Here is a 19,045-nt window from a genome sequence, read left to right as displayed (position 1 = left end):
ACAAGCAGGTCAATACATGTCTACGCCGCCCCCGGGGGGTTTAGACCCCCTGTGTCCGGGAAGGGAAAAGGAGGGGAAACGTCATGCGACCGAAGATCGGAGTGGCTCTCAGTTCGGGGGGAGCAAGGGGATTTGCCCATCTCGGCGTGCTGCGGGTGCTCAGGGAGGAAGGGATTCCCATCGATGCCGTTTCGGGGAGCAGCATGGGTGCACTGGTGGCGGTGTTGCTGGCCGGGGGGCTGGATTTGGATTGGTGTTGCCGACTGGCCTCCCATCTCCCGAGGAAGACCTGGTTGGACTTTCAGATGCCCGGACGCGGGTTCATCGCCGGACGGCGGGTGCTGGAACTGCTCCGGATGCTTACCCGCGGAAAAAGACTGGAAGACCTGGAGTTGCCGGTGGCGGTGGTGGCGACCGACCTGGTGCGGGGAGAGCCCGTCATCTTCACCGAAGGTCCCGCCGCCGAAGCGGTGAGAGCCAGCATCTCCATTCCCGGAGTGTTTGAGCCGGTGGACGCCGGCGACCGGCTCTTGGTGGACGGGGGCGTCACGCAGAGGGTTCCGGTGGATGTGTTGCGTGAAATGGGCATGGATCTGGTGATTGCCGTGGACGTGATGCCCGCCGGCGATGACAGACGGGTGGAAACGATGCTTGACGTCATTCTCCGCAGCCTTGAAGTGATGGAAAGGGAAAGGGCCAGACTTCGCGCGACGGTTGCGGATTTCGTGTTTCGGCCGGACGTCTCCGGAATCAGCCCCGGCTCGTTTTCCAAGGCGGCGGAATGCATTCTCCGCGGCCAAGTCGAGGCCCAAGCGCAGATCGGGCGGTTGAAACGCATCATCGAAAACTGGCGGAACGGAGAGACGGATGATGAGATCCCACTGGCGGAATAAACGGAACAAGATATTCGCGCTGCTCGGAGTGATTTTGACCATTTGGGCGCTGTTGATCCTGATTCCCGTCGATTCGTTCGTCATCGGCCCCGGATCGGCCGCCGACGTCAGCCCGCTGGTTCGGGTGGGAGACATCCAACCGAAAGAGAAGGGGGATTTTCTGCTTACCACCATTTCGGTTCGGGAGGCACGCCTGCTGGATCTGTGGGTGAGCCGCCTGACGGACCGGATCGAACTGGTGCCCAAGGAGCAGATGCTCGCCGGTGACGAATCGGAAGAAGAATATGAGCGCCGCCAAAGGGAAAACATGAGGGAGTCTCAAAATCACGCGATCGCAGCCGCTTTCCATGCGGCGGAGAAACCCGTCTCGGTCCGGCATGAAGGAGTGGAAGTGTTGGGGCTTCTGAAAAACCACGCTTCCGGAATTGAAGTGGGGGACCGGATCAGGCGGGCGGAGGGGTCTTTCGTTCATTCGTCGGATGAACTGGTTCGGCTTTTTTCCGCGCATCGTCCCGGTGACACGGTCAAGCTGGAGCTGAATCGCGGCGGACGGACGGTGGAAACGGAGGTCCGGTTGGTGGCCATCCCCGCATCGGACGGGAACGGGCGGAGGGCCGGACTCGGCATCATTCCCATGGAAAGGGTTCGCGTGCACACCGATCCCGAGACGGCGATTCATGCCGGAAACATCGGAGGCCCTTCCGCAGGGCTGATGTTTTCATTGGAAATCTTGGACCGTTTGCTCCCGGAAGATCTCACCCGGGGATACCGGATTGCCGGAACCGGCACCATCAGCGATGACGGCAAAGTGGGGCAGATCGGAGGGATCCGGCACAAACTGGCCGCGGCCGCCGACGAAGGGGCGGACATTTTCCTGTGCCCCAAGGACATCAAGCCCGGTGACTCGAATGAGCGGGAGGCCAAACGGGCCGCCGGCAAACTGGGAGGCGGGATCCGGGTCGTGCCCGTTTCCACGCTCGGGGAAGCCGTCCGGTTTTTGCGTTCTCTTCCCCCGAGGGATCAGGTCTCTTTCAAGTCAAAAACGTTGACAGACCTGATCGGGTGACTTATAATAAACCCTGTTTTTACGCAAGGAGTGGAATCATGCAAATTTCCCTGCACAAACTGCGTCAGGCAAAGGACGGAACCCTCCGATTGGAAGAGAGCGTGAACTTGGACTCTCTGGTGAAGGAAGTGTCCGGACTGGTCCGACTCGATCCGGTGGAGGTGCGGGCGTGCGTGACGCTGCCGGAACCTCACCTGATCGAAGCGGAAGCCGCGCAGGATACCCGGGCGGTCCTGACCTGTTCCCGTTGTTTGCAAGAGTTTCGGGTGGATCTTTCCGGAAGTTGGACGGAACATTTCACCGATGATCCGGAAATGGCCGGGGAGACGGAAGATGGAGAGATTCATCCGGTTGAAGGAGAAACGTTGAATCTGGATCCGTTTGTTCGGGAAGCGGTGTTGCTCCAACTCCCGTACGTGCCGGTCTGCCGGGAAGATTGCAAGGGGCTCTGCCCGGTGTGCGGAGCCGACAGAAATCGGAACTCCTGCGAATGCCGGGTCGAGAGGATCGATCCGCGACTGGCCGTTCTGCAGGATCTGTTCAAGCAGGACGACCCAAAAGACGAGTGAAAACTTCCCTCATATGTGCTACATTCTTATAGGGGGTGAAACGACAATGGCAGTACCTTTCAGACGGACTTCCAAAACCCGCAAGCGCAAGCGCCGCACCCATTTCAAACTCTCCGTGCCCGGCCTGGTGAAATGCCCGCAATGCGGCGAACCCAAGCTGTCCCACCGCGTGTGCAAAGAGTGCGGTTACTACAAGGGTGCGGAAGTGGAAGGCGTCGTCAACAACTGAGCGCCTTCGAGCACGATTCCAAGAGCCGCCGTTTCGGGTCGGCTCTTGTTTTTATTGCAGCGAGTCGCTTTTTTTTGTATACTCATTTTGGTACCAGGTCTTAATAGATAGTATCAATCATAAGGTGGTGACTCCGCTGTGCGCATGCCGAAGAGGGAGCGGCAACGTGCGATGGTCCGCGCACTGGAAGAGGATCCGTTTCAGACGGATGAAGAAATGGCCCGCCGGTTGGGAGTGAGTGTTCAGACCATCCGTCTTGACCGGATGGAACTCGGGATCCCCGAACTGCGGGAACGGATCAAGCACATGGCGGAGAATCATTTTGACCGGGTCAAATCACTCCTGGTGGAAGAAGTGATCGGGGAAATCATAGATTTAGAGCTCGATCGCTCCGGAATTTCGCTGCTTGAAATCAGGGAAGACCATGTGTTTGCGAGAAACGGCATCGCACGGGGACACGTCCTGTTCGCGCAGGCCAATTCCCTGGCGGTGGCGATCGTGAACAGCGAAGTTGCGCTCACCGGCTCCGCCGGAGTTCGGTTTCTGAGACCGGTGAGGGTCGGTGAACGGTGTGTGGCTCATGCCCAGGTGATTAATCGAAAGGCTTCCCGCTTGCAGGTGGACGTCAAGACCCGGGTGAACGGAGAAATTGTGTTTCAAGGGATTTTCGACGTCTATCGGTTGGAAGAAAACGATGTGGGCAGCAGTGAGGGGGAACAGGCATGAGAATTGCCATCGATTTGCACGGCGGGGATCACGCGCCGACGGAAGTGGTGGAGGGAGTGCGCCTTGCCGCCGCGGAGTGGCCGGATCTCTCGATCATTCTCGTGGGCCGTGACGAGAGTCTGAAACCGGAACTTCCGAACGTTTCGTTCAAACGGGTGACGGAAGTCATCGGTCCGGAGGAAGAGCCCGTCAAATCCGTCCGGAGCAAGAAAGATTCGTCGATTGTCGTGGGATGCCGGATGGTCAGGGAAGGGGAAGCCGACGCGTTCATCAGCGGCGGCAATACGGGGGCCCTGATGGCGGCCGGACTGTTTGTCACCGGACGGATGAAGGGAGTGGATCGACCCGCGCTGGCCCCGGTGTTCCCCGTTCTGGGCGGTGGCGGGATGTTGGTGCTCGATGTGGGAGCCAACCCCGAAGCCCGTGCGGAGCACCTTCGTCAATACGCCCTCATGGGCGGAATCTACGCGCAAAAGGTGCTTGGCATCGAAAACCCCCGCGTGGGGCTGCTCAACATCGGGACCGAAGCCGGGAAAGGAACCGAATTGACCAAGGAAGCGTACTCCCTGTTGGATCGGGAGCCCGACCTCCGTTTTGTGGGCAACGTGGAGGCGAGGGATGTGTTGTTCGGTCCTTGCGACGTCCTGGTTTGTGACGGCTTCAGCGGCAACATTCTGCTCAAAAACACGGAAGGGGTCGCGAAGGCGATCTTTGACCGGCTGAAGCAGGAGTTCACGCGCAACTGGCTGAGCAAGCTGGCGGCGGCCGTGCTGAAGCCGGGGTTGGTCCGTTTCAAAAACGACATGGATTACAAGGAGCATGGCGGTGCCCCTCTGCTCGGCTTGGCCGGACCCGTCATCAAAGCACACGGCTCGTCGGACGCCCGAGCGTTCTTCAACGCGATCCGTCAGGCGCGCCGCTTTACCGAACAACAAGTGATCTCTTCCATTGAACAGGAGCTCTCGAAGCAGAAAGGGGCGTAACAGCGGATGAGACCGGTAGGAATTTTGGGAACGGGGGCCTATCTGCCCGAAAAGGTGTTGACAAACCGGGATTTGGAGAAGATGGTGGATACCACGGATGAATGGATTGTCTCCCGCACCGGGATCCGCGAGCGGCGGATCGCGGCACCGGATCAGGCTTCATCGGATCTGGCGGTCGAAGCGGCCCGGCAGGCGCTCGAGCACGCCGGACTGACGGCCGAAGAGATTGACCTCATCATTGTGGCCACGGTCACGCCGGACATGGCGTTTCCCGCGACGGCCTGTCTCGTTCAGGACCGGCTCGGGGCCAAGAAGGCGGCCACTTTCGACCTGTCCGCGGCTTGCACGGGATTCCTGTACGGAATCACGACCGCTGCCCAATTCATTGCCACCGGCGTGTACCGGTACGCGCTGGTGATCGGTGTGGAGTGCCTGTCCCGCATTCTGAACTGGGAAGACCGGAACACGTGTGTCCTGTTCGGGGACGGAGCCGGAGCCGCCGTGCTCGGACCCGTCGAGGAAGGATACGGTTTCCTGTCGTTCGAACTGGGCGGAGACGGTTCCGGAGGGGAGCAGCTGAAACTGCCCGCGGGCGGATCCCGCTTGCCCGCTTCGGAAGAAACCGTGAAAAACAAACTTCACACCGTGTCGATGGCCGGTCGGGAAGTGTTCAAGTTCGCCGTTCGGGTCATCGGCCATTGCACGGAAGAGGCATTGAAAAAGGTCGGCATGACCAAAGACGACATCGATTTCCTCATTCCGCACCAGGCCAACATCCGGATCATCGATTCGGCGATCAAGCGGTTCGGACTCACCGAAGACAAAGTGGTGATCAATCTCGACCGGTACGGCAACATGTCGTCGGCTTCCATCCCGGTCGCTCTGAACGAGGCGGTTCGGGACGGCCGGATCAAGAAAGGAGACACTCTCGTCCTGTGCGGATTCGGCGGCGGGCTCACCTGGGGCGCGGCCGTGATGAAATGGGCAAGAGACTGATCCAATGCGGGAGGGACTGTGCGATGGGCAAGATCGCGTTCATTTTTCCGGGGCAAGGATCCCAACAGGTCGGCATGGGAAAAGAGATCGCAGCCTTCAGCTCTTCGGCGCGGGAGGTGTTTGAGGAAGCGGATCGGGTGCTGGGCGTTTCCCTTTCCGGTCTTTGCTTCGGCGGTCCCGAGGAAGAGCTACGTTTGACGGCCAACACCCAACCGGCCATCCTCACCACCAGCATTGCACTGTGGAGGGCACTGACGGATGAAGTTCACATCCGTCCCGACTTCGTGGCCGGCCACAGCCTGGGCGAATACAGCGCGTTGGTGGCGACGGGAGCGCTGACGTTCAAGGATGCGGTGGCCACGGTCAGAAAGCGCGGCATGTATATGGAAGAAGCGGTGTCGGCCGGAGTGGGGGCCATGTCGGCCGTGCTCAATCTGGACCGTGACAAATTGGACGAAGTGTGCGCTTCCGTCAGCCGGGAAGGACATGTGGTGGAACCGGCCAATTACAACTGCCCGGGTCAGATTGTCATTTCCGGACATGCCAAAGCGGTGGAAGAAGCGGGAGAAAAAGCGCGGGAAGCAGGAGCGCGCCGGGTGGTCCCCCTTCCAGTCAGCGGTCCGTTTCATTCCTCGCTGATGAAGCCGGCGGCAGATCGTCTGGAAAAGGTTCTTTCCGGGATTGACATCCGGGATGCGGATTCGCCGGTGGTGTCCAACGTGACGGCACGGGCCGTGACGGAGGCGGGAGAGATTCGCCGTTTGCTGGTTGAGCAAGTGGCTTCGCCGGTCCGCTGGGAGGACAGTGTTCGCTTCATGTTGAATGAAGGGGTGGACCTGTTCATCGAGATCGGTGCGGGCACGGTGCTCTCCGGTCTGGTGAAGAAAGTGGACCGCAAGGTGAAGACGCTGAACATCCAGGATTCCGCTTCGCTCGCCAAAGCGGTCGAAGAATTGAAATCACTGGGGTGAAGGGAGCGATCACGCAGATGCTGAGCGGAAAGACAGCGGTGGTCACCGGAGGATCCCGGGGTATCGGACGGGCCATCGCTCTCGCGCTGGCGGAAGCCGGGGCGGATGTGGCGGTGTTTTTCGCCGGCAATCATCAAGCGGCCGAAGAAACGGTGGCCGGCATCCAAAAAGCGGGGCGAAAGGGAGTTGCCTTGCAGGTGGACGTCTCCGATTCGGCCCGGGTGGAGGCCGCGATGAAACAGGTACTTGAACGGTTCGGCCGGATTGACATCCTCGTCAACAATGCCGGCATCACCCGGGACAACCTGCTGATGCGCATGAAGGAAGAAGAATGGGATCAGGTGATCAACACGAACCTCAAGGGCGTGTTTCTCTGCACCAAAGCCGTGACCCGTCCGATGATGAAACAACGCGGCGGGCGGATCATCAACATCAGCTCCGTGGTGGGCGTGATGGGCAATCCGGGTCAGGCGAACTATGTGGCAGCCAAAGCAGGGGTGATCGGACTGACCAAAACGACCGCCCGGGAATTGGCCGGAAGAGGCATCACCGTCAACGCCATTGCCCCCGGATACATCGAGACCGACATGACGGCGGCGCTGGATGAAGCGGTCAGCAAGCAAATGCTCGAACTCGTTCCCCTCGGACGCGCGGGCACGGTTCGGGACGTGGCGGAAGCGGTCAAATTCCTGGCTTCCGACGCGGCATCCTACATCACGGGTCAAACCCTGCACGTGGACGGCGGCATGGTCATGCCGTGACGTTTTTATCGATCAAGATGGGTTTGATTGGGGGCTGGTGTTCCCTTATAATACGGAAGGGAGGTGAAACAGATGGCAGATACGTTGGAACGTGTGAAGAAGATCATTGTGGATCGGTTGAATGTGGATCCGTCCGAAGTGACGTTGGAGGCTTCCATCAAGGATGACCTGGGGGCCGACTCCCTCGACGTCGTGGATCTCATCATGGAACTTGAAGAAGAGTTCGAACTGAGCATTGAAGATGATGAGGCTGCGAAAATCACGACGGTCGGTGATGTGATCAATTACATCGAGAAAAACCGTCAGTGAGTGATCATCCATACTTAATGCAATAAAGTCCCGTGAATTTTTGCGGGACTTTATGCACATCTCTCCGGATGGGGACAAAGTCGCAGCTTTGATCGCGGAAAGGCGGTGGACCACATGAAAAAACGCGTCGTCATCACCGGTCTTGGTGTCATCTCCCCGATCGGCAACGATCTTCAGACGTTTTGGAATCATCTTGTACAGGGTAAATCGGGTGCGGGGCCGATCACGCGCTTCGACGCCTCCGAATTTTCCGTAAGAATCGCGGCCGAAGTGAAAGGCTTCGACCCGCTGGATTATATAGACAAAAAAGAGGCACGCCGAATGGACCGCTTTGTCCAGTTTGCCGTCAGCACCGCCAAAATGGCCGTTCAGAACGCCGGACTGGACATGGAACAAGTGGACAAAACCCGTGTCGGTGTCTACATCGGCTCCGGCATCGGAGGGCTCGGCACCTTCGAGGAACAGCACAAAATGCTTCTTTCCCGTGGTCCGCGTCGGGTGAGTCCGTTCTTCATTCCGATGATGATCGCCAATATGGCATCCGGGGTTGTTTCCATGCACATCGGGGCGAAAGGTCCGAACAGTTGCGCCGTCTCGGCCTGTGCCACCGGCACTCATTGCATCGGCGACGCGTTCAAAATCCTGCAACGCGGGGATGCGGATGTGATGATCGCCGGCGGAACGGAATCCACCATCATGCCGATGGCGTTTGCCGGCTTCTCTTCCATGGGAGCGCTTTCCAACCGGAATGATGAACCGGAAAAGGCCAGCCGTCCGTTTGACCGGGACCGCAACGGGTTTGTGATGGGGGAAGGTTGCGGGGTTCTGGTGATGGAAACGCTGGAACACGCCGTGAAGCGTGGAGCGCCGATCATCGCCGAGGTGGTCGGATACGGCATGACCGCCGATGCCTACCACCTGACCAGTCCCAGCCCGGATGGTGAGGGAGCGGCCCGGGCGATGATGATGGCCATGAAAGATGCGGGACTTTCTCCGGATGAAGTGGATTACATCAACGCTCACGGCACTTCGACCGAACTGAATGACAAGTTCGAGACGATGGCCATCAAGACCGCGTTCGGTGATCATGCACGGAAACTCGCCATCAGCTCCAACAAGTCGATGATCGGTCACCTGCTGGGAGCCGCAGGCGGAGTGGAAGCCGTGGCGACTGCCATGACCATCAAGGAAGGCATCATCCCGCCGACCATCAACTACGAAAATCCGGATCCCGAATGCGATCTGGATTATGTGCCCAACGAAGCACGGAAAGCGACGGTTCGCGCGGCTCTGTCCAACTCTCTCGGCTTCGGCGGCCACAACGCGACCATTGCTTTCAAAGCTTGGGAGGAATCTTGAAGTGGCGGGAGCATCCCGTTGGGATTTGGCTGAACTGGAACGGACGGTCGGCATGAAGCTGACCAACCACGGTCTGTTTCTTCAGGCATTCACTCACTCTTCCTTTTCTCATGAACGGAAAAACGGAAAAGGACATCCGGACAACGAGAGGCTGGAGTTTCTCGGAGACGCCGTTCTCGAGCTGGCGGTCTCCGAGTATCTCTACCGCCATTTTCCGGGGATGAGCGAGGGAGAACTGACTCGCACACGCGCCCGCATCGTGTGCGAGTCGTCCTTGGCCGGTTTTGCCAGAGAGCTCGATTTCGGCAAATACGTGCGCGTCGGCAAGGGGGAAGAGTTGACCGGCGGAAGAAACCGTCCGTCGCTTTTGGCGGATGTCTTTGAAGCGTTTGTGGGAGCGCTGTTTCTTGAGAAGGGGCTGGACGGGGTCCGTGAATTTCTGGGGAACTTCGTCTTTCCGAAGTTGGATGACAGGTTGCTCGGCGGGGTGACCGATGCCAAAAGCCAATTGCAGGAGCGGGTTCAACACCTTCACCTCGGACAGCTCCAGTATCGGATTGTCGACGTGCAAGGGCCTGCGCACGACCGTCATTTTGTGGCGGAAGTGCTTCTCGACGGTCGACCGCTCGGCAGGGGTTCGGGGCGGTCCAAAAAAGAAGCGGAACAAATGGCCGCCGCGGAAGCGCTCAAAATTCAAGATCTGAAATGAATGACCACCGATCGAAAGCGGTGGTATTTTTGCTTTTTCGGGGATCCGGCAAATGCGATTCACTTTCGGGATTGCGGGGAATGGAAGAAGAAGAAGGTTGACCTTTTCCGGCCGGGAATACACATGGTTGGAGGGATGAGGATGCTGAAAATCGCCGCTGAGCATCTGTTTCAAGTGTTTTCGATGGCGGCCTTTCTGTTTCCCATCGTCGCGGTGATCATCGCCCTGCTTCTTCTCAGAAGAATGACAACAGCCCTCGAAGAGATTCGCGGGGAGTTGCGTCAACTCCGCATCGAACGCGGGAAAGAGGAAACAAAAGCGGAAAACAAAGAACCGGGACCCACGGGAGACGGCGATGGATCAGCGACGTGATGCTTCGAAAGAACAGGCTCGCCGGGTGATGATTGCAACCGGAAATCCGGGCAAGCAGGATGTCATGCGGAATCTTCTCGCCAGCGTCGGATATTCGGGGGTGTCACCGCGTGAGTCGGGAATTTCCGTGCCCGACATCAGGGAAGACGGCTTCAGCCCGGAGGAAAATGCCCTCATCAAGGCACGTGCGTATGCAGGCCTGACGGATCTTCCCGTTTTTGCGGCGGATTCGGGAATGGAAATCGATGCACTCGGCGGAAGACCGGGAGTGATGGTCCGGAGATGGAACGGGGAATTGCCCGATGATGTGGGAGATGAAGAGTGGTTGGTGCATTTTCTCAGGAAAACGAAAGGGATCCCGCCGGAAAAACGAACGGGTCGGTTCGTGACCGCCTGGGCGGTGGTTAGAGACGGGCGGGAATTCACGCGCCGGGTCCTTCGGGAATTCCGCTTCTCCACGGAGCCCGTTCGGAACATGATCCCCGGATTTCCCATGAGCGCGGTGATCTTCGATCATGATGCTGCCGATGCCATGGAAACGATCTGGCTCCCGGCGTTCATCCGATGGATCCGGGATGAGGACGTTTTCGGATGATTCAAGCCCCTTCCGGAGGGATGACGGTGAGTCTCCATGAACTGAACTGGCTGCCGCATGAACGGGCCCTTGTCTGGAAAAACCGGAGGCAGGTGTTTCTGCCGAAAGAATATGCGCTTCTGGAGTTCCTGGCCAGGCATCCCGGGCGGACATTTTCGCGGGCACAATTGCTGGATCAAGTGTGGACGATGGAAAACCCCGTGGACCGGACCGTGGATGACCATGTGTTTCGCCTGAGAAAAAAACTGAAACAAATCAACGGTCCGTTTCGCATTGAGACGGTGCGCGGAGTGGGTTACAGGTTGACGGTTCCGTCACCGCCCGAGTCCACGTCCGTTTCGATCGATGAGCAGGTGGAGGAAACATTGCTCGGTCTTTGGAGCCGTTATGCCGAACACGGTCGTGGCGATTCCCTCGAGATCCTCGCCGGACACCAAGACGTGTTGGGGTTTCGTTTGCTCGTTTCTCAACGCTGTTTTTTCCATGCATCCCGGGGAAATCTCCGCTGGTTTGTGGAAACGGAAGACATTCCGGCGAAAGAGCGAATGTTTTATCTGTGTTATTTTTATCAGATGATCCTGGAGCGTCCGGAACGGACCATCCGTTTCCTGGAGGAAGCACTGTCGAAAAACCTTCTTGGAGGGTTTCATGCCGAAGAAATGCGTTGGTTCACCCTGATCGAATGCCTGCTTGACTCCGGTCAATCGGAAGAAGCGGAAAGACGGCTGGTGGTTGCCAAAAAACGCATCGGCAAGGATCCCGATCACTGTTTGCGAGTCAGTTTGCGATTCACCGAAGCCCATGCGCGATTGTTGCGGGGAAAGCTTTGCAAGGCCGAAGCGTCACTGAACAGGGCGGAAGAAATGCTGGATCACCGGTTTCGGAGAGAATCGGCCATGCTTCATCTGTATCGCGGGTTGCTTTTCGCCGCACGGGGACAGGAAGCGGCCGGAAAATCTTTGGTGATGCGAGACTGGGAGATCATGGACGCAACCCGCATGTTTCTGAACCGGCTCCATTTCCTTAACCGTTTCGGAAAGCTCCGTGCCAGGCTGGGGGTGTTGGAGTGTCTGGCGGTTCCGCTGAATCGTCGGCGACAGGAACTTCTGGAAGAATGTGAAGCGCCCAGGTACAAGGACCGGATGGAATCAGTGATCCGTCGCCTCCTGTCTGATATTTCTCTGACAATCCCGCGGTAATCTGAGGAAAAGAACGGTGGGAGGTGTGGGAGTTGGAGACAATGAAGAAGAGCGGTTCCCTGTGGAAGAACCGGGCTTTTGTCCGCTTGTACGCGGCGGTTTCCATCGCCATGTTCGGAACGTACCTCGACGTTTTTGCGGTTGCCGTGCTGATCGGGTACGTCTGGAAGGCGGATCCGGTTCTGGTCGGCCTGGTGCCGGTGATGTATGCCTTGCCGGGGGTCCTTCTCGGAAGTTGGGCGGGAGTGTTGGCTGACCGGTTTGATCGCCGGAAAATCATGATCGCGGCCGACTTGTGCACCGCCGGTGTCACCTTTCTCATGATGCTGGCGCCAAACGTCTTCTGGTTGTTGGCACTCCTCTTGATCCGTTCCGCGTTTTCCGTCGTTTTTTATCCCGCCCAGCAGGCGCTCACCAAGCGAATCGTGCCGCATGAACAGCTGGGGCAGGCGATGACCTGGAACGGTCTGGCAGATCAGGCGGCCAAGATCGCCTCTCCCTTTCTGGGAGCCATGCTGATCACGGTGGTGACGCCGCAAATTTGCCTGCTGGTCAAGGGCCTCACCAATCTGGCATCGGCAAGTCTGCTCACCGGACTTCGCGACCCGGAAGCAACGGCTGAGACGGAACCGGCGACCCGGCGGGAAAAAACGGCCTGGAGCGATTGGACGGAAGGTTGGCGGGTGGTCAGGAAGAATCGGATGCTTCTGAGCACGCTTGCATTCTGGGCATTGGGAATATTTGTTGTCCAGATGGTGGATTCTCAGTTTCCCGTCCTGTTCCGGGAGCTCTTTCCCGAATCCCCGCAAATGATGGGGTGGATCATCTCCATGGTCGGCGCGGGCGGGGTTCTCGGCGCCTTGTCCGTTCAACGTGCCGAACGAATTCAAGCCGGATGGCTGTTGGGCGGCGGTCTCGCCGTGATTGGTTCCGGGTTCGGGATGTTGAGCCTGCTTACACCGGCAACCCCGGTTTTTTCGGGCTTTGTCATCGGTTTCATCTCCGGTGTGGGCATCGGGGCGTTTCTCGTCACTTTTCAGACGGTGCTGCAGCGGGAGACGGAAAAGGATTCCGTCGGGCGGGTATTCGGCATTCAAAGTTCGCTTGCCAATGTCTTGTTGATCATCGGACCGATGGCCGGAAGTTGGCTGGTCAAAGGATTGGGAGTGAGGCCGGTTTACGCCTTGGTCGGTGTTGCCGTGTTCACCGTCGGGATGACGGGAATCCTGCTTCGGAACAGACTCTGGAAGAAACCGGACCCGGCAACCGTGGAATCATGGAAGGAGAACGTGACAGCCGACTGAGGAAACCGCAAAGAAGGAAAAACCGGTTGTAAAAAGAACGTGTATCCTTGTTCGGAGCATTCTTGTTTCAGGGAGGAACGGGAACATCGTGGAACGTCATTTGCTCGATGCACTGAAGATTCTGCTCAAGGAAACGTTTGACGGCCCACCTCCGGAAGGGGGAAGCTGGTACACCGAGTCCAAACCGGGGTCCGGACTGTTTGGCACACTGGAAAACGTCTCCGCCGAACAAGCGATGGAACCCACGCCGGGTGGCGGAGCTCCTCTCTGTGCCCATGTCCATCATGTCGCGTATTATCTGGGAGTGGGCAATGCCTTTCTTCGCGGGGAAAAACCGGAGGTGGACTGGTCCCTCAGTTGGAAGGTCCGGATCTCCGATGAAGAGGAATGGAAGCGGCTGGTGGAAGAGTTGCGCCGGGAGTACGGGGAACTCATGAACCATTTGGCCGAAGAGATTGCGTGGACCCCGTCACTGGCCAACGGGGTGCTGGGATGTCTGGCCCATTCGGCCTACCATCTCGGTTCCATTCGGCAAATGGTGAAAGGGATGGGGATTTCACTTCAAAGCAGGACGGGTTGAAAGACCGTTTTTCGCGGAACATCCGACGGCAGGATCTTGCGGGGCACGGCAAGGATGTTCCCTTCCCATGGTGTGCGTCAGGCAACGGAACGTCATTCACGGATTCAATCGCCGCTTTTTTCACGATATACGGGGTGAAACAGATGAACACGCTGACATTTGAAGAGTTTCTCAAAGTGGATATGCGAGTCGGCAAGATCGTTCGGGTGGAACCCAACGAAAAGGCCCGCAAACCCGCATACAAACTGTGGATCGATCTCGGTCCGGAAATCGGGGTGAAAACCAGCAGTGCGCAAATCACCGCCCTGTATCGCCCGGAGGATCTGGAGGGAAAACGCGTCATTTGCGTGGTCAACTTTCCTCCCAAACGCATCGCCGGGTTTGAATCGCAAGTATTGGTCATGGGCGTGGATTCATGCGAGGGAGGTGTGTCGTTGCTCGGCACCGATCACGACGCGCCTCTGGGATCAAGGGTGTACTGACAGGATCATTTTGCCCCCCGCCGGATGAATCATGCGGTTGATGCTTGTTCGACGCAAAACGTTCGTCCTGAAACCGGGGAGGTTCCGTCCGTGTAGGGATTGGAACCCGTTTGTGCGGGGAAGGAACCGTCATCCGGCGGGTTCGGGGGGGTTAGCTCGCTGTTGACGGGCGGTCAACAGCTTTTTTTTGCCGACGAAAACGTGTGATGCCGGATCTTTTCGGTGCATGTCATCAGGCTTTTTGCGGGATGGGACCTTCCCGGGATCATCCCCGGAATTCGTTGATTTGTGTTAAAATATATCAGTTGCGCCTGTTGAAAGGAGGGAGAGCCATGTATCTGAAACGATTGGAAATGCAAGGATTCAAATCATTTGCCGACCGCACCGAACTGGAGTTCGTTCCCGGCATCACCGCCGTGGTGGGACCGAACGGAAGCGGAAAAAGCAACGTGACGGACGGCATTCGTTGGGTGCTCGGTGAGCAGAGCGCCAAATCGTTGCGCGGCAACAAGATGGAAGACGTGATTTTTGCCGGGAGTGACACCCGCAAGCCGGTCGGTTTCTGCGAAGTGTCGATGACCTTTGACAACACCGAACGAAGACTTCCGCTGGACTTTGCCGAGGTGACGGTCACCCGTCGCGTGTACCGGTCCGGGGAGAGCGAATATTTCCTGAACAAACAACCTTGCCGGTTGAAGGACATTCATGAGCTGTTCATGGACACCGGGATCGGAAAAGACGCTTACTCGATGATCGGACAAGGACGGATCGACGAAATCCTCAGCTCCAAATCGGAGGATCGCCGGGCGATCTTCGAAGAAGCGGCCGGCATCGTGAAATACAAATCGCGCAAAAAAGAAGCGGAAAAAAAGCTGGACAACACCGAACAGAATCTGTCCCGGATTCACGACCTGATTCACGAGCTGGAAGGGCAGGAAGAGCCTCTGCGGGAGCAGGCCGAAAAAGCCCGAAAGTACAAGGAGCTCAAGGAACAGCTCAAACAGGTCGAAGTGGGACTGTACGTACATAAAATCCGGACCGTTCATCAGGGATGGCAGGATACGGTCCAGGAAGTGAAACGCTTGAAGGAAGAACAGGTGACGCTCGCCGCCGAGATCAGCACCCGGGAAGCCGCTCTCGAGGAGCTGAAGGCGGAGCTTCATCGGCAGGAAAAGGTTTGGGAAGAAATCCAGGGCGAGTTGTTGTCGGTCAGCGAAGAGCTGGAGAAAGCGGAAGGACAACGCGAAGTGTGGCTGGAGAGGCTCACGAACCGGGATCGCTCCAAAGAGCAGATCCAGCGCCGGATCGCGGAACTCAAAGAACAGCAGGACCGATTGGTCCGGGAAGAACGGGAGCTTGTCGAGCGGCTGGAACAAAAACGGACGGAACTGGATGCGGCCATGGAAGACCTTCGCCGGATCGAGGAGCAATTGTCCGATCTCGCCGCGGACGGAGAGATCTCGCTCGCCGAGTCGATGGACAAGCTGCAAAAGCTGGGCAACCGGATGGCTTCCCTGGAAAGTGAACGTCAGTATCTGGCCGCACAGCTGGAAGAGTTGACCCGAAAGCTGGAGTCGTTCGCGGAAAGGGAAGCGCGGATCGCGGAAGAACGGGTTCCGCTGGAAGAAGAACAACAAACCATCGCCGGGGCGCTTTCGGACATTGAACAAGCCAAATTGGAGGCCACGGAGAAGCTCCGCGCTCTCGCCGCTCAAAAAAGCGCCTTGGAGGAAGAGGAAAAAGAGACTTCCGGCCGTTTGCGAAAAGAAGAGCAATGGCTGCACAGGCTCCGCTCCCAATGGGAATTGTTGCGCGAGATGGAGGCGGATCACCAGGGATTTTTGCAAGGGGTCCGCGAAATCCTCAAAGCCCGGGATCGCGGGCAATCATCGCTCGCCGGGATTCACGGCGCGGTCGCCCAACTGATCCAGGTTCCCGCCGAATACGAAGCCGCGATGGAGACCGCGTTGGGCGGGGCGATGCAACATCTCGTCGCCGAGAACGAGGCAACGGCCCGTTCGGGAATCGCCTATCTGAAAGAAAAACGGTTGGGCAGGGCGACGTTTTTGCCGCTCGACGTGATCCGACCGCGCAGCCTTCCGGAACATGAGCTGCGAAGAGCCGGCGGGATTGACGGATTTGTCGGAGTGGCGTCCGATCTGGTGAAGACGGAATTGAGGTACCGCCACCTGGCACAGCATTTGCTCGGGATGGTGTTGGTGACACGCACGTTGGAACAGGCCAATCGCATGGCCCGTGAATTGGGATACCGGTACCGGATCGTCACGCTGGACGGAGATGTGGTCAACCCCGGGGGATCGATGACCGGCGGAAGCCGTCAGAGCAACCGAACCCAACTGTTGGGCAGGACGAGACAGCTGGAGGAGCTGGAAGCGAAAATCCGCGAGGCTGAAGCGTCGGTGTCCGGAACCGAACAAACCTTGCGGGAGCTCAAAAGCCGCAGGACCGATCTCGAGCGGCGGTGGGAAGCGCTCCGGAACCAGGGAGAGGAGCGGAGGGCCCGGGAACAGGAGCTTCTCGGCGCAAAACGGGAAACGTCGATGCGTCTCGAGGCGCTCCGCACCGAAGCGGAGAGGCTGATTCGCGAACGGGAGGAAACGGCCGGGTCCCGCGAAGCGATTCAGCATCGACTCTCCGGGTTGGACCGGGACCTGGAGCGGCTCGGTGAGGAAAAAGCGGTCGCGGAAGAAGCGGTGCGCCGTGCCCGGGAAACGGAGCGGCGTCATTCCACCGAGCGTGAGGAAGCCACGCACCGGTATACGGATTGCAAAGTGAAGGTGTCCGGACTGGGGCAGGAAGTCGCCCATCTGGAGGAAAATCTCCGCCGCATCGGCCGGGAGCTGGAGCGTCTGGACCGGCAATGGCGCGAAGCGAGCCGGGAACTGGAACAACTGGAGCACATCCGGGAAACGGGTGAGACGGAGATCTCCGGCTTGGATGACCGGGTCCGGCAACTTCGCGAAAGCAAAGAGAAGGTGCAGGAAAGTTTGGCGGAAACGCGGAATCGGCGGGAGTCACTCTCGGCCGAGCGGGAACTGAGGGAGAAAGAAATTCGCTCCCTGCAGTCCAAATACCGCAAACAGGAAGCACTTCTCCATGAGCGGGACGTGAAATCGGGAAGACTGGATGTGGAACTGAATCACCTGCTCCAGAAGCTGGCCGAAGAATATGAAACCAGTTTCGAGCGTGCGGAGCGGGAATACGGCGTACCGGAAGATCCGGCCGCCGCGGAAAAACAGGTCCGTTCCCTCAAATCACGCATCACTTCGCTGGGAGAAGTGAACCTCGGTGCGATCGAAGAACATGCACGAATTTCGGAGCGGCTGGAATTCCTGAAGACCCAGGAAGCCGATTTGTTGGAAGCCAAGCAAAAGCTGTATGAGATCATCAGCCAGCTTGAAGAAGAAATGGGTCGACGGTTCCTCGAGGCCTTCGAACTGATCCGCACCGAATTCCAGCACGTGTTCGTGCAGATGTTCGGAGGGGGCCGGGCCGATCTGCAGCTGACCGATCCGGACAATCTGCTGGAAACCGGACTGGAAATCGTCGCCCAGCCTCCGGGCAAAAAATTGCAGAATCTCAATCTGTTGTCCGGAGGAGAACGCGCTCTGGCCGCGCTTGCCCTGCTCTTTGCCGTGCTCTGCATCAAACCCGTTCCGTTCTGCGTGTTGGACGAAGTGGATGCGGCGCTGGATGAAGCCAACCTCACCAGGTTCACCCGCTACATGAAGCAGTTCAAGAACAAGACGCAGTTCATCGTCATCACCCACCGCAAGCACACGATGGAGGGCGCCGACGTGCTGTATGGAATTACCATGCAGGAGTCGGGGGTGTCGAAGCTGGTGTCGGTGAAGTTGGAAGAGTATGATGGTGTCAGGGAAGCGGCGGCAACGAAGGAACAGGGGGTTGGATGAATGAGTTTTTTCAGCCGGCTCAAGGAAAAAATGACCGGAAAAAAATCGTCGGTCACGCAAAAGTTCGTCAGCGGACTGGGCAAGACCAGCTCCTCATTCGTGGGAGCCATCACCGATCTGTTCTCCCGCAGCCGGATCGACGAGGAACTTTATGAGGAACTGGAAGAAATCCTGATCGGTGCGGACGTCGGCGTGCAGACCACCATGGAACTGACCGATCGACTCCGCCGGGAGGTCAAGGAACGAAAAATCAAGGATCCCGCGGAACTCAAGCCGGTGCTGATGGAGTTGGTCGGCGAAATGCTCCCGACCGCGCCGGAAGCAACCCGGCTTCGCGAAAATCCGGACGGACTCACCGTCTTCCTGTTCGTCGGAGTGAACGGAGTGGGCAAAACCACCACCATCGGCAAATTGGCCCACCGCTACAAAAACGAAGGAAAGAAAGTGGTTCTGGCCGCGGGAGACACTTTCCGGGCAGGAGCCATCGAGCAACTGGAAACCTGGGGACAGCGGGCCGGCGTCGATGTCATCAAGCATCAGGCGGGAGCGGATCCCGCCGCCGTCATCTACGACGGCATTCAGGCGGCCCGGGCGCGCAAAGCGGACATCTTGCTGTGCGACACGGCGGGGCGCCTGCAAAACAAGGTCAATCTGATGGAAGAACTGAAAAAGGTGCACCGGGTCATCCGCAGGGAACTTCCGGACGCGCCGCATGAGACCTTGTTGGTGCTGGACGCCACCACCGGACAAAATGCGATGGTGCAGGCGAAACAGTTCGGCGAGGCGACCGAGGTGACCGGGATCGTCCTCACCAAGCTCGACGGCACGGCGAAGGGCGGCATCGTGATCGCCATCAGCCGGGAATTGGGCATTCCGGTGAAACTGGTCGGTCTGGGAGAAAAACCGGATGATCTCCAGAACTTCGACGGGGAACAGTTCCTGCACGCGCTGTTCAAAGATTGGCTGGAAGAGGAAGAGACGGCGGCGAACTGAAGAAGACGCCGAAC

General features: G+C 58.2%; 20 protein-coding genes. All 20 read left to right on the top strand.

Features of this window, described 5'->3' with window-relative positions; genetic code table 11:
* Positions 1-83: 83 nt before the first annotated feature.
* The 20 genes from EG886_RS07970 (at position 84) to ftsY (ending at position 19,031) form a co-directional block, all read left to right on the top strand.
* A complete protein-coding gene (locus tag EG886_RS07970) occupies positions 84-893 on the top strand; it encodes a patatin-like phospholipase family protein (RefSeq protein ID WP_124727641.1) in 810 nt (269 codons plus the stop codon).
* Positions 871-1,959, top strand: coding sequence for a SepM family pheromone-processing serine protease (locus EG886_RS07965; RefSeq protein WP_164491729.1), 1,089 nt, complete (start codon positions 871-873; stop codon positions 1,957-1,959). The genes EG886_RS07970 and EG886_RS07965 overlap by 23 nt, the downstream gene beginning before the upstream one ends.
* A 38-nt stretch (positions 1,960-1,997) precedes the next feature.
* Complete coding sequence (locus EG886_RS07960) at positions 1,998-2,528, top strand: YceD family protein (RefSeq protein WP_124727639.1); 531 nt, start codon at positions 1,998-2,000, stop codon at positions 2,526-2,528.
* 46 nt (positions 2,529-2,574) lie between these two features.
* Positions 2,575-2,757 (top strand): 50S ribosomal protein L32, encoded by a 183-nt coding sequence (rpmF, locus tag EG886_RS07955; RefSeq protein WP_124727638.1) that lies wholly within the window; start codon positions 2,575-2,577, stop codon positions 2,755-2,757.
* A 144-nt stretch (positions 2,758-2,901) separates the two neighbouring features.
* Positions 2,902-3,483 carry a transcription factor FapR gene (gene fapR / locus EG886_RS07950; protein WP_124728720.1) on the top strand — a complete coding sequence of 194 codons (582 nt, stop codon included), beginning with the start codon at positions 2,902-2,904 and terminating at the stop codon, positions 3,481-3,483.
* Positions 3,480-4,466 carry a phosphate acyltransferase PlsX gene (gene plsX, locus EG886_RS07945; RefSeq protein WP_124727637.1) on the top strand — a complete coding sequence of 329 codons (987 nt, stop codon included), beginning with the start codon at positions 3,480-3,482 and terminating at the stop codon, positions 4,464-4,466. Before fapR ends, plsX begins: the two co-directional genes overlap by 4 nt.
* Positions 4,467-4,472: 6 nt before the next feature.
* On the top strand, positions 4,473-5,462 hold the full coding sequence (locus tag EG886_RS07940; protein ID WP_124727636.1) for a beta-ketoacyl-ACP synthase III: 990 nt from the start codon (positions 4,473-4,475) through the stop codon (positions 5,460-5,462).
* Positions 5,463-5,485: 23 nt separating this feature from the next.
* Entirely contained in the window at positions 5,486-6,433 is a 948-nt protein-coding gene (fabD, locus tag EG886_RS07935; protein ID WP_124727635.1) for an ACP S-malonyltransferase, read from the top strand.
* Between the two features lie 17 nt (positions 6,434-6,450).
* Positions 6,451-7,194 carry a 3-oxoacyl-[acyl-carrier-protein] reductase gene (gene fabG, locus EG886_RS07930; RefSeq protein WP_124727634.1) on the top strand — a complete coding sequence of 248 codons (744 nt, stop codon included), beginning with the start codon at positions 6,451-6,453 and terminating at the stop codon, positions 7,192-7,194.
* A 72-nt stretch (positions 7,195-7,266) separates the two neighbouring features.
* Positions 7,267-7,503, top strand: a complete 237-nt coding sequence (locus EG886_RS07925; protein WP_124727633.1) for an acyl carrier protein — start codon at positions 7,267-7,269, stop codon at positions 7,501-7,503.
* A 114-nt stretch (positions 7,504-7,617) separates the two neighbouring features.
* A complete protein-coding gene (gene fabF / locus EG886_RS07920) occupies positions 7,618-8,862 on the top strand; it encodes a beta-ketoacyl-ACP synthase II (RefSeq protein ID WP_124727632.1) in 1,245 nt (414 codons plus the stop codon).
* Positions 8,863-8,914: 52 nt separating this feature from the next.
* Positions 8,915-9,571 (top strand): ribonuclease III, encoded by a 657-nt coding sequence (gene rnc, locus EG886_RS07915; RefSeq protein ID WP_241154434.1) that lies wholly within the window; start codon positions 8,915-8,917, stop codon positions 9,569-9,571.
* A 141-nt stretch (positions 9,572-9,712) separates the two neighbouring features.
* The gene (locus EG886_RS07910) at positions 9,713-9,943 is read left to right on the top strand and encodes a hypothetical protein (RefSeq protein WP_124727630.1); all 231 of its coding nucleotides are present in this window, start codon (positions 9,713-9,715) and stop codon (positions 9,941-9,943) included.
* Complete coding sequence (locus EG886_RS07905) at positions 9,927-10,538, top strand: non-canonical purine NTP pyrophosphatase (protein WP_124727629.1); 612 nt, start codon at positions 9,927-9,929, stop codon at positions 10,536-10,538. The genes EG886_RS07910 and EG886_RS07905 overlap by 17 nt, the downstream gene beginning before the upstream one ends.
* A 26-nt stretch (positions 10,539-10,564) precedes the next feature.
* Complete coding sequence (locus EG886_RS14045) at positions 10,565-11,737, top strand: winged helix-turn-helix domain-containing protein (RefSeq protein WP_277423812.1); 1,173 nt, start codon at positions 10,565-10,567, stop codon at positions 11,735-11,737.
* Between the two features lie 41 nt (positions 11,738-11,778).
* Complete coding sequence (locus tag EG886_RS07895; RefSeq protein WP_124727627.1) at positions 11,779-13,041, top strand: MFS transporter; 1,263 nt, start codon at positions 11,779-11,781, stop codon at positions 13,039-13,041.
* 88 nt (positions 13,042-13,129) lie between these two features.
* Positions 13,130-13,621 (top strand): DinB family protein, encoded by a 492-nt coding sequence (locus EG886_RS07890; RefSeq protein WP_124727626.1) that lies wholly within the window; start codon positions 13,130-13,132, stop codon positions 13,619-13,621.
* Positions 13,622-13,764: 143 nt separating this feature from the next.
* Entirely contained in the window at positions 13,765-14,103 is a 339-nt protein-coding gene (locus EG886_RS07885; RefSeq protein ID WP_124727625.1) for a tRNA-binding protein, read from the top strand.
* Positions 14,104-14,435: 332 nt separating this feature from the next.
* Complete coding sequence (gene smc / locus EG886_RS07880; protein ID WP_124727624.1) at positions 14,436-18,038, top strand: chromosome segregation protein SMC; 3,603 nt, start codon at positions 14,436-14,438, stop codon at positions 18,036-18,038.
* On the top strand, positions 18,039-19,031 hold the full coding sequence (gene ftsY / locus EG886_RS07875; RefSeq protein ID WP_124727623.1) for a signal recognition particle-docking protein FtsY: 993 nt from the start codon (positions 18,039-18,041) through the stop codon (positions 19,029-19,031).
* Positions 19,032-19,045 lie beyond the last annotated feature (14 nt).

Origin of the sequence: Staphylospora marina (genome assembly GCF_003856495.1) — a bacterium.
GTDB lineage: Bacteria > Bacillota > Bacilli > Thermoactinomycetales > Thermoactinomycetaceae > Staphylospora > Staphylospora marina.
This window is presented reverse-complemented; position numbering and strand designations above follow the sequence as displayed.